Source organism: Nonomuraea guangzhouensis, assembly GCF_019396345.1.
Classification (GTDB): Bacteria; Actinomycetota; Actinomycetes; order Streptosporangiales; family Streptosporangiaceae; genus Nonomuraea; species Nonomuraea guangzhouensis.
In genome coordinates, this window is the sequence record NZ_JAHKRM010000002.1 from 268,484 (window position 1) to 283,145 (window position 14,662).

The 14,662-nt window shown below is 71.3% G+C and carries 9 protein-coding genes and 1 pseudogene; 4 read left to right on the forward strand and 6 right to left on the reverse strand.

What is annotated here, in order from left to right:
- Nucleotide 1: 1 nt before the first annotated feature.
- A complete protein-coding gene (locus tag KME78_RS04205; RefSeq protein ID WP_219527409.1) occupies nucleotides 2-967 on the forward strand; it encodes a glycine betaine ABC transporter substrate-binding protein in 966 nt (321 codons plus the stop codon).
- 14 nt (nucleotides 968-981) lie between these two features.
- On the opposite strand, the gene KME78_RS04210 is transcribed toward KME78_RS04205, so the two are convergent.
- From KME78_RS04210 to KME78_RS65925, 4 genes are all read right to left on the reverse strand, one after another.
- Complete coding sequence (locus KME78_RS04210) at nucleotides 982-1,905, reverse strand: phosphotransferase (RefSeq protein ID WP_219527410.1); 924 nt, start codon at nucleotides 1,903-1,905, stop codon at nucleotides 982-984.
- A 35-nt stretch (nucleotides 1,906-1,940) separates the two neighbouring features.
- A complete protein-coding gene (locus KME78_RS66995; protein WP_219527411.1) occupies nucleotides 1,941-4,433 on the reverse strand; it encodes a PEP/pyruvate-binding domain-containing protein in 2,493 nt (830 codons plus the stop codon).
- Nucleotides 4,430-5,158 (reverse strand): TetR/AcrR family transcriptional regulator, encoded by a 729-nt coding sequence (locus KME78_RS04220; protein WP_219527412.1) that lies wholly within the window; start codon nucleotides 5,156-5,158, stop codon nucleotides 4,430-4,432. Before KME78_RS04220 ends, KME78_RS66995 begins: the two co-directional genes overlap by 4 nt.
- 61 nt (nucleotides 5,159-5,219) lie before the next feature.
- Complete coding sequence (locus KME78_RS65925; RefSeq protein WP_219527413.1) at nucleotides 5,220-10,895, reverse strand: tetratricopeptide repeat protein; 5,676 nt, start codon at nucleotides 10,893-10,895, stop codon at nucleotides 5,220-5,222.
- A 123-nt stretch (nucleotides 10,896-11,018) separates the two neighbouring features.
- On the opposite strand from KME78_RS65925, the gene KME78_RS04230 reads away from it, so the two are divergent.
- Both KME78_RS04230 and KME78_RS67000 read left to right on the forward strand, forming a co-directional pair.
- Nucleotides 11,019-11,564: a hypothetical protein gene (locus KME78_RS04230; protein ID WP_219527414.1), complete on the forward strand. Its 546-nt coding sequence runs from the start codon at nucleotides 11,019-11,021 to the stop codon at nucleotides 11,562-11,564.
- 90 nt (nucleotides 11,565-11,654) lie between these two features.
- Nucleotides 11,655-11,741, forward strand: coding sequence for a DUF6766 family protein (locus tag KME78_RS67000; protein ID WP_308126819.1), 87 nt, complete (start codon nucleotides 11,655-11,657; stop codon nucleotides 11,739-11,741).
- 305 nt (nucleotides 11,742-12,046) lie between these two features.
- Here the strand turns inward: KME78_RS67000 and KME78_RS67005 are convergent.
- A pseudogene (locus KME78_RS67005) lies at nucleotides 12,047-12,556 on the reverse strand (1-aminocyclopropane-1-carboxylate deaminase/D-cysteine desulfhydrase); the annotation flags it as partial.
- 43 nt (nucleotides 12,557-12,599) lie between these two features.
- Between KME78_RS67005 and galK the strand changes: the two are divergent.
- Complete coding sequence (gene galK, locus KME78_RS04240; protein WP_219527416.1) at nucleotides 12,600-13,712, forward strand: galactokinase; 1,113 nt, start codon at nucleotides 12,600-12,602, stop codon at nucleotides 13,710-13,712.
- Between the two features lie 155 nt (nucleotides 13,713-13,867).
- On the opposite strand, the gene KME78_RS04245 is transcribed toward galK, so the two are convergent.
- Complete coding sequence (locus KME78_RS04245) at nucleotides 13,868-14,644, reverse strand: enoyl-CoA hydratase-related protein (RefSeq protein WP_219527417.1); 777 nt, start codon at nucleotides 14,642-14,644, stop codon at nucleotides 13,868-13,870.
- Nucleotides 14,645-14,662: the final 18 nt, after the last annotated feature.

A 14,662-nucleotide genomic window follows, 5' to 3' on the forward strand; every position in this document is an offset into this window, starting at 1 on the left:
CATGCATGTCCGCAAGACGTTCACCCTGCTCGCCGCCGCCGCCCTGACCCTGACCGCCACGAGCGCGTGTGGTTCGAGCGACTCCGTCGAGGCCGCCAGTGCGGGCAACGAGTTGTCCGGCGCCAAGTTCGTCATCGGCTCCAAGGACTTCACCGAGAACATCATGCTCGGGCAGATCGCCGTGCAGCTGCTCAAGGCGCACGGGGCCGAGGTCGAGGACAAGACCAACCTCGGCGGTACGGTGCCCAACCGCAAGGCCCTGGAGTCCAAGTCGATCGACATGTACTGGGACTACTCGGGCACCGGCTGGATCGAGCACCTGAAGAACGCCACCCCCATCCCGGACGCGGCCAAGCAGTTCAAGGCCACCGCGGACGAGGACCTCGCGAAGAACAAGATCCGCTGGGTCGGGCCGACGCCGCTGAACAACACCTACGCCCTGGCGATCCGCTCGGAGAAGGCCAAGGAACTCGGCGTCAAGACGATCTCCGACGTGGTGAAACTGGCCAAGACCAACCCGGACCAGGCGTCGTTGTGCGTCGAGTCGGAGTTCTCGACCCGTGACGACGGGCTGCCGGGGCTGTCCAAGGCGTATGGACTGAACCTCCCGAAGGACAAGATCAGCCAGCTCGACACCGGCGTCGTCTACACGGAGACCGACAAGGGCCAGACCTGCAACTTCGGCGAGGTGTACACCACCGACGGCCGCATCTCCGCGCTCGGCCTGACCGTGCTGCAGGACGACAAGCACTTCTTCCCGATCTACAACGCCGCCGTCACCGTACGGGACGAGACGTACCAGAAGTACCCGGCCCTGGAGAAGGTGCTCAAGCCGGTGATCGCCAAGCTGGACGACACGACCATGCGGAAGCTCAACGCCCAGGTGGACGTCGACGGCGAGGAGCCGAGCAAGGTCTCCGCCGACTGGCTCCGCACCTCGGGCTTCCTCGGCAAGTCCGACGCCTAAAAGGGCTTGGGGCCTCACCCCCAGCGGCGGCGCAGCCAGCCGATCGTGGCCTGACGCGAGCGCTCGCGCCGCACCCGCAGGTGCGGGGCGTGCGGCGGGCCCGGCTCGCCCGCGGTGCGGGTCCAGTAGCCGGCGAACGCCACCAGCAGCGCGTCCACCCGCTCCGGCTCCGCCGCCCGGCCCAGCGGATGCGCGGCGAACAGCTCCTCGGGGTCGGCGTCACCCAGATCCGACTCCAGCAGCAGGCAGACCAGGTCGGCCCACGCGGGGCCGGTGCACGCGCGGCCCCAGTCGACCAGACTGGCCCGGCCGTGCGGGGTGATGAGCAGGTTGTCGAAACGCGGATCGAAGTGCAGCAGCGAGTCGCCGACGACCAGCGACGCCCAGTCCCGTTCGACCTCGGCCAGCCGCCCCAGCCGCGCCCGCTCCCAGGCGCCGAGACCGTCGGTGGCGCCGTCGCGTTCCCTGGCCTGCCAGGTCTCGCAGCGGCCCGCCATGCGGTCGGCCACCGTCGGCAGGCCGCCGATCGGCGACGGCGTGAGCTCGCGGGCGCAGACGGTCACCAGGTGGAGGGCGGCGGCCAGCTCCTCCGGCCGCCAAGGCTCGTGCGGAAGCCCGCCGGGCGCGACGTCGGAGCAGAGCAGCACCCACCCGGCCGCCTCGCACGAGAACCGGAAGCGCGGCGCCGGAACCCCCGAGGGCAGCGCCGCCGCGACGATCGCCTCCAGGCGGTAGTCGGCCACGTGGCCGGAGTCCTCGGGGACGGCCTTGACGAACACCCGCTCGCCACCGTCCAGCGTGGCCACCCCCAGCACACCGTACGAGAACCCGCCCCGACGCTCCTCGAAACGCCGCACGGCCGAGCCGAGGCGGTGTTCCACCTCTTCCACCAGAGGGCCGGGCAGCTCGTGCCAGGCGCGGCGGCCGGATTCGCGCACGACTCCGGCCTACCCGATCAAGGCTCAAAGCACCCTCAGCCCAGCAATTCGACCGTGCCCCGCTCGCCGTCCACCCGGACGCGGTCGCCGTCGTGCAGCCGCATCGTCGCGTTGCCCGTACCGACCACCGCCGGGATGCCCAGCTCGCGGGCCACGATCGAGGCGTGCGACAGCGGCGCCCCCATGTCCGTCACGACGGCGGCGGCGCGCGGGAACATCGGTGTCCAGCCGATGTTGGTCAGCGTCGTCACGAGGATCTCGCCGGGCTTGAGCCGCTCGCCGTCCTCGGGCGAGGCGATCACCCGGGCGACGCCCTCGACGATGCCCGGCGCGCCGGGGAAACCGGTCACCGTGTCACTGACCGGCGCGCTCCCGCCGCGCGCGTCGTAGATGTCGCTCCGCCTGCCGGGGTCGGCGGCCCAGCGCACCGGGTCGAAGTGGCCGACGATCAGCGTCGGGTACGGCGGCAGCGCGGCGTAGCGTTCGTAGGTCGACCGCCGTACCGGGACCTGGTCCAGCGAGGACGCGTCGCCCCGCAGGAGGTCGAGGATCTCCTCCAGGTAGAGGAAGAACAGGTCGTCGCCGTGCCCCGTGAGCTGCCCGGCCCGCAGCATGAAGGCGCGCAGCACCCAGAACGCCCGCATGTTCTCCGACCTGGCGGTCTCGCGGTCGCGGACGACCTGGTTCCACCGGGTGACCCGGTCCCGCATCTTGGCTTCCTGGCGGGGGTACCGCTGGGCGAACCGCGCCCACGCCTCCTCGCGCGCCTTCTTCTGGCGGGCGAGGAGGGCCTCGGTGTCGGCGCTCATGTCGCGGAGCCCGGCGAGCTGGGCGTCGATCCAGGCCGGGTCCTCGCCGGGGCGCGGTAGGGAGACCTCGAACTCGTGGGGGCCGCGATGCCCGTACAAGCGGGCGAACGTGTCACGGTCGATCTCGCCCCTGGCCAGTTTGCCCAGCCCGATGACCGGGCCGAGACTGGCCAGTTCGCCGTCGGCGTTGGCGCCGGTGAGCATGGCTTCGGCGTCGACGTCGCCCATCATTTTGCGCAGCTTGTCGCGGGTGTACACGAGCGTGGCCCCGCCCTGCCGGCCGGCGGCCTCCAGCATGCGGCAACTGGTGACGACGTACGGCTCGATCTCGCGCTCCCACAGGGCGGCCAGGTCGGGGCCGGTCTCCGTGGTGGCGATCCGGGCCCGCAGCTCCTCCGAGCGGCGCTGGGCGGTGGCGAGGAAGGGGCGCAGGCCCTTGAGGTTCGTACGGACGCGCTTCTGGATGTTGATGAACATCGGCACGATCTTCTTGACGATCTCCCAGCGGGAGACCTTCAGCAGCGGCACGTCGAGGCCGGGTGGCATCTTGCCGAAGACCTGCTCGACGGCGGCCAGCCGCTTGTTCATGCCGAGCGATCTGGCCAGCGAGTACAGGACACTCAGGTTCATGTAGAACCGGCCGCCGATGTTGCCGACCAGGTCGAACCCGGGCAGCGCCGAGGCGGCCATCGCCTCATGGATGAACAGGCGGACGAACGACCAGGTCGCGGGGGTCATCACGTCGGGAATGGCCTCACCGAGGTTGCCGCCGGTCCACAGGTAGTCGCCCTTGAGGCTGTCGTTCCACTCCTCGACCCGCTGCTTGAGGCCGGTGATCGGGCGGGCCTGGACGATGAAGAACGAGCCGTCGCGCCTGGCCCATTCGACGTCCATCGGCGTGCCGTACAGCTCCTCGATGCGCGCTCCGATCGCGGCCAGCTCGACGGCCTGCGACGAGCCGAGGACGGCCCGGTGCCGCAGGTCGTCGGGGACGGGCTCCTCCCGCGTGCCGGACGGCGTACGCACGGTCATGACCGTCTTGTCGCCGATCCGCGACTCCGCGACGGCGCCGTCGCGGAGCACGACGGTGTCGGGGGTGACCTGGCCGCCGACGACCGCCTCGCCGAGGCCCCAGGAGGCGTTGATGACGATCTCGTCGCGGGCGCCGTTGACCGGGTTCGCGGTGAACAGGACGCCGGCCGCGTCGGCGTCCACGAGCTCCTGCACGACGACGGCCAGCGCCACGTCGTCCTGGGGCACGCCGTTCTGCTCGCGGTAGGCGATGGCGCGGGCGTTCCAGAGCGAGGCCCAGCAGCGCTTGACGGCGTCGAGCAGCGCCTCGCCCCTGATGTTGAGGTAGGTGTCCTGCTGTCCGGCGAACGACATGTCGGGCAGGTCCTCGGCCGTGGCGGACGAGCGGACGGCCACGGGCACGTCGTGGCCCAGCGCGTCATACGCCTCGCGGATCTCGGCGGCGAGCGCGGCGGGCATGTCGTGCCCGGCGAACAGGGCGGCGATCGCGGCGGCGTCACCGGAGGCGGCCGCGTCGAGGATCTGGTCGTGGAAGTCCGCGACGAACGCGCGGTAGGCCTCGGTGGTGACGTGGAATCCATGGGGAACGGGCAGTCCCGCCCTGGTCAGCCTGGCCAGGGAAGCGCCCTTTCCACCCGCTGTCGCGAGGTCGGCGGCGGCATCGTCGAGAGGGAGTACGGCCCTCACGTGACACGCTCCTTAGCGCCTAGGGAGACCGCGAGTTTCCGCTGCGCGATCTCCTCCATGGTGTCGAGATAGCCGAGGGTGGCCAGCCTGACGGCCCGGGCGTCGTCGTCCGACAACGTGGCACCCGTGCCCATCGCGCGGACGCCGGTGTCGGCGACCAGCTCGACGAGCCGGTCCTCCGGCGTCCGTATCTGCTCGGGCATCATTTTCTGCGTGAACAGGAACCCGTAGATGACCGAGGCGAGGGTCGCCAGGTGCTCGGCGGGCGTCAGGTCCGAGCGGAGCACACCCCGCCCGGCCAGCTCACCGAGGTACGTCCCGAACGCGGCGCCCAGATCGAGCGTGGTCTGGCTGCTCTTCTTCTGCCTGCTGAGCTTGCCGAACACCTCCGAGTCGTCCAGGATCAGCGCCCTCATCAGCGGTCGGCGCAAGAGCCCCCCGACCAGCTCCCGGAGCAGCTCGCGCAGGTCCGCGGGCGCGCTCTCGCGGACCTCACGCATCAGAAGGACCCGCTCACGGCGGATCAGCGCCGCGAAGAGCAGCTCGCGGGTCTTCCAGTGCAGGTAGATCGTGCCCTTGGCGACGTCGGCCTGCCTGGCCACGTCGTCGATGGTCGTCTTGTCGTAGCCCCAGCGCAGGCACAGCTCGGCGGCGGCGTCCAGAATCCGGTGCGCCCGCTCCAGCTGACGCGCGGGATCCTGCGGAGGCCGTCCCACCCTTGCCATCACGTCTCACCTCAAATGTTTGACTAGATGAGACTATGTGGTCATTTAATTAATGGCAAGTTCATCCCAGCTTCGCCAGGAGTTGCTCGGCGTCGGCCGCGAAGGTCGAGTCGTCGGTGCCGGCCGCGAGCCGGAGCATCCGCCTGGCCACCGTGAGGTCGCCGTGGGCGTACCGGATCTCCCCCAGGCGGAAGGCGGCCTCGGCGACCAGGTCGGGCTGCTCGGTCAGCCCCAGCGTGAGCTCGTAGTAGCGCACGGCGCCGTCGCGGTCGTTCAGCCAGTAGCAGAGCTCCCCCAGATGCGCGGCCGCCATGCCCGACTCCGTGTCGCCCGAGTCGATGACCCGCTGGTACCAGCCGAGCGCCTCGGGGAAGTCCCGCTCCCGCTTGGCCAGCGCCCCGAGGTACATCGCCCCGAGCGCGGTGACGTGCCCGGTTCCGAACTCGACCGCCCGGACGTACCAGCGGCGGGCCTCGTCCTCGTCCTCGTCGTGGTAGCTGTGGCCGAGCGCGACCATCGCCCTGGCCGCCAGCTCATCGTCGCCCGCGCTCAGCACGCGCCGGTAGACCTCCCTGCCCTCGGCCACCTCACCGGTCCCGACCAGGGCCTGGGCGAGCACGCTCAACGCGGTGGGCTCACCGCTCTCGGCCGCCTCCCGCAGCGTGCGCAGCGACGCCTCAGTGTCGCCCTGGCGGCCCTGGAGCATGCCGAGCAAGCTGCCGAACACCGACCGCACCGGACTGTCGGCGTCACCCGCCTGCCGTTCGGCCAGGTTGTAGAAGGCGGCGACGTCGTTCTCGACGTCGAGGAGCGCCAGCAGCCTGCCGCCCGCGACGAACCGCACGTCCGGGTCCTCGTGCTCGTTCAGCCGCTCGTAGATCGCCCGCGCCCGCGCCGTCTCGCCGAGCTCGGCGAGCCGCTCGGCGACCCCCAGCTCGGTGAAGGCGTCGGAGCCGACCAGCTCGTAGTAGAGGTGGACGGCGTCGGGGTCGTCGCAGAGCTCCGCGAGCTCCCTGGCCTTGGTTCCGGCGTGCGGCCCCAGATGCGACAGCACCTGTACGGCCAGCGCGTGTTCGCCCTGCTCGTATGCCTGGTAGGCCAGGGTGCTCAGGTTGTTCAGGGCGATCTGGGCCAGCTCGTGGGCCGTTTCGTGGGTCAGCTGGGCGGCTGTTCCCGCAGCGCTCGTTCCCGCAGCGGCGGCGAACGCCTCCGCGGCCCCGAGCGGGTCGCCGTCCTCGTGCAGCCAGCAGCCGAGCTGAAGGCCGCCCCTGGCCACGGCGTCGGCCTCGCCCGACTCGATGGCCAGCCGCGCCTCCCCTGCTGCGGCGGCCGTGTCACCCAGCGAGTGCAGAGCGTCCGCGAGATCGACCCGCATCCCCGCGCTCGGGTGACCGGTGTCGATCCCCTTGCGGTACATGGCAACCGCGCCCGCCAGATCATCCGTCGCCTTGCACGCGTCACCCCACACCCAGTAGCCCATGGCCACCGTCTCGGGATCGCCGGTACCGACCGCCAACTCGGCCTCGGCGGCGACGGCCGCGTACTCCCGCCGCTGGAACAGGTTGACGAGCAGATGACGCAGACTCGCGAGGTCCCCGGCCGCGGCGCCACGATCGAGCACGTCACCGGCCCCCGCCAGATCGCCGCCCTCCTCCAGCAACCCGGCCAGTTCGACGGCGGTCGACGGCATCGCGGCCCGCAGCGCCTCGACGGCCCCGTCCAGGTCACCGCACCGACGCCGGACGGCGGAGACGTCGCGCCACGCCATGAGGCTGATGTCGGCATCGTCGCTCTCCGTCGCGGGCAGAAGGCACAGCTCGGCCTGGCTGTACTGACCGTCACGGGCCAGCTCCGCACCAAGCCCCAGCCTTGCCATCGCGGCCCATCTCGGCCCGCCCAGCTCGATGACCAGCAGGTAGAGCGCCCTGGCGAAGGCATCGTCCCGGGTCGTCCTGGCCATCTCCAACGTCTCGGCAAACGCCTCGTCGACGGGAAATCCGCACGCCTCAGCCACAGAGGCTTCAGACACCTCGGCGAGCGTGTCAGCCGTGGAGGGGGCGAACTGCCCGACCACGGAGAAGCCGGACCTCTCGGCGGGCGAGGAGTTGGGCTTTCCGGCCGTAGGAGATGCGGTCAGCAGGCGACATACCTCGGTCGGCTCGCCCGCGTCCAGCGCGAGCAGCAGCCGCGCCATCAACGCCGAACCGGTCAGCTCGGTCAGAGCCGCCAGCGCGCCCTGCCGGTCGCCTTCGGCGGCCAGCACCCATGGCCGCTCCTTCGGCGACGCCGTGCCGAGCCGGACCCGGGCCGTGGCCGCGGCCTGCCGGTCCAGGTCCTGGGCCGCCGCACGCTGGTAGGCCGAACGGGCGCCATCCTGGTCACCCGCCTCCTCCAGACGCCGGCCCGCCTCCACCAGCGTGGCACCCGCCGACGCCGGATCAGCCGCCACGGCCCGCTCGAACGCCGCCAGCGCCCCCTCCATATCACCGGTCCGCGCGAGCAGACCACCCAGCAGGCAGACCACCTCCGCGCCCGGCGCGATCCCCACCGCGATCTCCGCAGCCGCCAGCGCGCCCTCCAGATCACCGGCATCCCGCAGAAGCCGGGCCAGCTGCGGGACCGCCGCATCCCCGAACACCACCCGCAGCACTTCGCGAGCCTCGTCGGTCGACCCGGTCGCGATCAGAATCTCCCCGAGCCGCAACGCGGCCTCGGCCACATGCGCCTCGACCACCGCCTCTCGGTACGCCTCCCCCGCGTCCGCTTCTCCAGCCCCGCCCACCATCCCCTGATACGCCTCCGCCACGTACGCCTTATCGACGCCCGTCACCGACCCCTGGTACACGGGCGCCTCGCCAGCGGCGGCCACCATCCCTTGGTACATCTCCGCCTCGTACGCCTTATCGACGCCGGCCACCGACCCCCGGTACACAGGCGCCTCGCCAGCGGCGGCCACCATCCCCTGGTAGGCGGGCGCCTCGTTGACGCCAGTCACCATCCCCTGATACGTGCGCCCCTCGTCGAGGCCGGCCATCCCCTGGCACGCCTCCGCCACGAACGCCGCTTCGGCGACCGCCACCCCGTCGTACGCCGTTTCAGCTCCCGGGGCTGCCCCCTGGTCCTCCGCCACGCGCCCGGCAACCACCGCCCCTTGGTGGGCTTTCGCCACCCCGCCGCACCCCGCCAATACCTTCCGGTACGCCTGTGCCGCCGCGTCGAGGTCGCCGAGGGTGTGCCAGGTCCGGGCGAGGTCGCGGTGTGCGATGGTGGTGAGGCGTTCGTCGGGGCCGGTCGTGGCCTGTCGCCAGGCGGCGATCGCGCCGTGCGGGTCGCCGGCGTCGTGGCGCAGGGCGCCGAGGTAGCAGGCCGCCTCCTGCCGGAAGTCCGGGTCACCGACGTCGAGCACCAGGGACAGCGCCCCGTCCGCGGCGGCCGTCTCGCCCTGCCGGTGCCAGGCGTGCGAGCTCTGCATCGCCAGCATGGCCGCCATCCAGGTTCGGCCGTCGTCGGCTATCTCCTGGAAGGCCGCAGCCGCCGCACCGAAGTCGCGGTCGAGCAGGAACCGGGCGTAGCGCCCGGTGTCCCCCTCTTCCGGGTGAGTCTCCGGGATATGGGCGAACGCGGCGCGAGCGCCGTCGAGGTCGTCGATCCGTACCCGGGTGAGTCCGAGCAGCCACGCGTTGCGCGGCGCCTGGACCGGGTCACCCTCGGCGACGAACCGCTCGTGCAGGCGGCACGCGGCCAGCAGATCGCCCTGGCGCTCGAACAGCCCGAGCAGCGCGCCCATCGCCTCGACCCGCAGCCCGCGATGGCCGGTCTCCATCGCGGCGGCGAACGCGGCCCGCGCCTCCACCAGATCACGCGCCCCCGCCCCCCGAACGCCAGCACCCCCAAGAGCGCCCGCACCCTCACCCGCGCCGAAGCCCAGGTCGTCACCGGCACGCTCGCTGAGCAGCTCACCCAGCCCGTACGCCACCCAAGGCGCCAACCCAGGATGCCCATCGGCACGAGCCCGGCGCAGCAGCGTGACCGCCTCCTCGGTCTGGTCCTGGTTCACCAGGACGTCCTTGAAGATGGTGGCCGTGTACGAGAGCGCGAGCGGGTCACCGGATTCGGCCGCCGCGCGGAACAGCTGGGCCGCGTCCGACAGGTCGTACCCGATGGAGGCCAGCACCTGCGCGAACACCGCGGTGCCGATCGCGGCCGTCGCCGGGTTCGGGTGCTCCATGGCCTGGCGGTAGCGGACCAGCCCCTCCTCCCTGCCCAGGCGCTGGTGGTCGATGACCGCCCGCAGCACGGGATGCGGTTCGCCGCCCGATTCGCGGAGCAGGTGCAGGAAGAACTCGGCGCTGAAGCCCTGCAGCAGATCGTCGCCCTCGGCGACGTACGACAGAAGCTCGTCGGCCTGCTCTCGATCACCCTCGCCCAGTTCCAGCTCGGCCAGCGTCATCATGGCCCGGACCGACTGGGTGGCCGCGCCGGAGTCGATGGCCCTGCGCAGCAGCCGCCGCGCAACGGCCAGGTCACCCGCCTGCAGGTGGCGCAGGGCCTCGTCGACGTCCAGGAGCGCCTGCTCCTCCACCGGGTCGGCGAGCGGCTGCTGCCGCGCCGCATGGTCGATCAGCAGCGCGGCCTTGAACGCCGTGTCGGGATCGTCGTGCTCGGCCGCGTCGAGTACGAGCGCCATGAGGCTCTCCCGCTCGTCCGGGTGCCGGTCGAGCAGCAGGCCGAGCAGTGTGACGCAGATCGACGACCACTCCGACTCCCCTGCCTCCAGTACGGCCCGCAACGCCGCGAGCGCCGCGGCCACCTCCCCGGCCTCGGTGTGCATCTGCGCCAGGCAGGCCTGGGCCTCGACGGCGTACTCGCGCTGGCCGCTGGCGATCACCCGGTGGAAGATCGCCTTCGTCGCCACCACGTCGCCGAGCTGCGCGGTCACCTTGGCCTGCTCGATGAGCGCGGGCAGCCGCTCCTCGGGCCTGGGGTCCTCGGCGGCCGTGGCGTAGGAGGCGGCCGCTTCGGCGTACTCGCCGAGGTCGACGAGGACCGCGCCGCGCAACCGGTGGGCCGTGGCCAGGTGGTCGGGGTGCCCCACGGCGATCGCGTACTCGCACACCTCGCGGGCGGCCGCGAAGTCCTCCTCGTCGGCGTACATCTGGAAGAGCCGGAACGCCGACAACGACACCACCTCGGGATCGCCGCAGGTCAGCAACTGCTGGTAGTCGTCCTCGTCCTCCGCCAGCTCGTACAGGTCGCGGGCCGTACCGGGATCGTGGGGGACGAAGTCGGGCAGCTCCAGCTGGGCGGCCAGCTCGGCCACGGCGGGACTGTCACACCGGCGCGCCCGCTCCAGCGCCTCCGCCGCGCCCTGGGCGTCGCCCATCTCGGTCAGTACGAGGACCAGCGCCGTCTCGGCGAGCGCGGCCACCTCGAAGTCGGCGCCGTCGGAGGCGATCATCAGCACCCGGTAGGCGGCGGGCCATTCCCGCGCGGCGATCAGCATCATGCTCATGGCGATGGCCGACCGCTGCCCGAAGACCGGGTCGCCCGACTGGATCACCGACCGGTGCGCGGCCTCCGCACCGTCGAGGTCGCCCTGCTCCTCCAGCAGGCAAGCCAGCAGATGCGACGCCTCGGGATCGCTGGTGGCCGCGTTCTCCCTGAACAGCACCGCCGCCGCACCGAGGTCTCCCGCTTCCCAGTACCTCATCGCGGCGGCGAGCTGTTCTGACTCCATGCTGCACTCCCCAGTCATCCAATACTGTGAAAAAGCTACATGTGTAGTCGCCTGGTTACCGCCCATTCTTCGGATCTCCGGACCTGGGGCCATCACCGCTCGGAGCGCCGTAGCGTAGACCCCATGGCTAGAGCGTTCTGGATCGACCAGGAGTTCGACAGGGATCGTGACGGGCGCTACGCCGTACACGTGCGCAAGAACCTCGAAGAGTTCGAGTGGGGCGACATCGCGCCGGTCAGGTTCGCCTGCGCGGCCTGGCGGCTGGCCACGCCGCCGTCGCTGAACCCGGGCTACGTGCGCTGGGACCGCCGCATCCTGGAGGCGACGTGCGACCGCAACACGTGGGACGGCACGCTCAACGCGCGGATCCGGCTGGTCTCACCGCTGCCCGAGGAGCTCACCCGCTCGCGGGCCTGGTGGCGCGACCGCGGCTGGCTGGGCTGGCAGGAGACGTTCGGCCAGTACGTCGAGCCGACGCAGCAGGACCTGGCCAGGATCCCGTTCCTGCGGGCGACGCTGCTGGTCGAGGTGCCGGTGCCGCTCGACGACCTGCCGCCGGAGCCCGAGGGCCCGCATGACCAGGTCGAACAGAGCGCGGAACGGGCCCTGGTCGTGCTGGTACGCGAGCTGAACCAACTAGTCGCCCCCATCCTCGACCAGCTCGGTTAAGAGCCTGCTCGACCCGCGAAGAAGCTGCCCGACCCCGGCCAGACCTGCGCCGAGGCGCTGCGGGACCTGAAGCTGGGCGCCGTCCTGTCGATGCTCTCGATCTACCTGCGGCAGCGCGGGTCGCCGGAGTCGAGGCCGGTGGGCACGCCGCACTCCGTGACCGGGGTCGAGAGCTGATCGGTCGCCGGGTTCCAGGGCTCGCCGGTGACGACGGCGACGATGCGGGTGCCCGGCTGGAAGGCGCCTTGCCGTACGAGGTCGAAGACGCCGTACAGCATCTTCCCGACGTACACCCCCTCGACCCCATATTTCGCGATGAAGTCGTCGAGAACCGGAGTCGAGCGGGCGTAGCCCCCGAAGTGGTAGTCCAGGTTGACCGACCAGTTGGACCACACGCGCCCGTAAGCCTCGCGCTGCAGGCGCGCGACCTCACCCTCGAGGAACCCGGCCCCCTTCAGCACCGCGAACCCGATCGCCCGCCGCCCCTCCGGCAACCCGGCCGCGATCCCGGCCAGGGTGCCGCCCGTGCCGACCGCGCAGCAGATCACGTCGTAGTCGCCACCGATCTCACCGGACAGCCCCGCGATCTCATCGGGCAGCTCGGCGCATCCGCGCACGGCCGCCGCGTTGCTGCCACCCTCGGGCAGGATCGCCACGTCGCCCCACTGCTCGCGCAGCGCGGCCTGCACCTCTGGGGTGTGCTTGAGCCGGTACGTCCCCCGGTCGAGGTACGTCAGCCGCATGCCGCAGGACGCCGCGTACGCCAGCGACGAATTGAGCGGCAACCGCTCCTCGCCGCGGATCACCCCGATCGTCTCGAACCCATCCCGCCGCCCGGCCGCCGCCACAGCCCTGATGTGGCCGGAGTAGGCGCCGCCGAACGTGAGCACCCGTGGATGGCCCAGGTTGTACTTGAGTTTGCGCGCCTTGTTGTCGTCGCGGACGAGGAAGACCCGGACAGAGGCGAGCGCCGGATCCACCAGCTCCTCCATAGCGCTAGTCTACGGTCGGAGCTTTGTTGAGGAGTGTTGGATTATGCGCGCTACTGATGCTTTCCGTGCCGCCTTCGGCGCCGACCCGCGTACCGTCTGGCACGCGCCCGGCCGGGTCAACCTGATCGGCGAGCACACCGACTACAACGACGGCTTCGTCCTGCCCTTCGCGGTGCCGTGGGGCGTCACGGCGGCGGTCAGCCCGCGCGACGACAGCACGATCCGGCTGCTCTCCCTGCAGTCGCCCGGCGACCCGGTGGTCATCTCCAACCACGAGGAGTCGCGCGGCTGGACCCGCTACGTGGTCGGCGTCCTGGCCATGCTGGGCGACCGGGTACGCGGCGCCGACATCGCCATCGACGGCGACATCCCGCCGGGCGCCGGGCTCAGTTCGAGCGCCGCCCTGGAGGTGGCCGTCGCCTCGGCCCTCGACGACCTGTACGACCTGGGCATGACGCCCATGGAGCGCGCCCTGCTCAGCCAGCGGGCGGAGAACGACTTCGTCGGCATGCCGTGCGGCATCATGGACCAGGCCGCGTCCGCGCTGAGCGCCGAGGGGCACGCGCTGTTCCTCGACTGCCGCTCGCTCGGCTCCCGCAACATCCCGCTCGACCTGGCCGCGCACGGGATGACCATCCTCATCATCGACACGCGGGCGCACCACGAGCACGCGGGCGGCGAGTACGCCAAGCGCCGCGCGGAGTGCGAGTCGGCGGCCCGCAAGCTGGGCGTCGCGGCCCTGCGCGACGTCACGGACCTGGCCGGGGCCCTCGACCTGCTGCAGGGCGACGAGCGCAAGCGCACGATGCACATCGTCACGGAGAACCACCGCGTCGAGGCGCTCGTCGGCCTGCTGCGGGCGGGGGCGATCACGGAGATCGGGGCGCTGCTGAACGCGTCCCACCTGTCGCTGCGCGACCAGTACGAGGTGTCGTCGCCGGAGCTGGACCTGGCCGTGGAGGCGTCCCTGCGCGGCGGCGCCCGGGGCGCCCGCATGACGGGGGGCGGCTTCGGCGGCTCGGCGATCGCGCTGGTGGCCGACGACCGCCTGGAGTCGGTGAAGGAGTCGGTGAGCAGCGCCTACGCGGAACGCGGCTGGCAGGCCCCCCGCTTCCTCCCCGCCACCCCCTCCGCGGGTGCTCGCCGCATTTCGTGACCTCTGTTACGGGCGGCATTCTCTGTTACGGCCGGCCCGGTGGGCCCCACCCTCCGCACGGGGCCGGCGTCTGTCCAGGGGAACGCTCCTCCGGTTCACCGGCTTACCGCCGTTACGTGCGCACCGGCACCGTCTGGGTGGTCCCTTCGGGCTGGCTAGTAGAGGGGCGGGAAGTTCGGCGGGCGGCGTTCCAGGAAGCTGGCGACGCCCTCGGCGAAGTCCGGGCGGGTAAAGGAGGCGAGCATCTCCTGGGTCGCCGTCTTGGCCGATTCTTCGAGGGTGACGTTCCAGTCGTTCCAGATCTGGCGCTTGATGATGGCCATGGAGGCCGGGGAGCTGTGGATCGCGAGCTCCCTGGCGTACTCCTGGGCCGTGGCGAGCAGTGAGTCGCCTGGGACCGAGCGGTTCGCCAGGCCGAGTTCGTAGGCTTCCGCGCCGGTGAAGACCCTCCCCGACAGGAGGATGTCCATGGCTCGCTGCTGGCCCATGAGGCGGGGGAGGATCCAGGACAGGCCGTACTCCGCGACCAGGCCGCGGCGGGGGAAGGCCGTGGTCCATTTGGCGTCCTCAGCAGTGAAGATCAGGTCGCAGGCCAGCGCGTGGACCATGCCCAGACCGGCGCAGGCGCCGTTGACGGCGGCGATGATCGGCTTGGCGATGGTCGTGGGGAAGGTGTTGGGGCGCGGATCCGGGGTCTCGTCGTAGGAGCCGGTCTGGAGGGCGCTGAGCGTCTGGAAGTCGGCGCCCGAACAGAAGCCCTTACCCGCGCCGGTCACCACGATGGCCCGCACGTTCGAATCTTCCTCGGCCTCCTGGAGGAGGTCGAAGTAGCGCCGGCCCATCGCGTCCGTCCAGGCGTTGAGCCTGTCGGGCCGGTTGAAGGTCAGTGTGAGCACGCCTTGGTCGGCCGAGGTGAGAACGAGTTCCGCCATGGGGCAACCGAATCATAT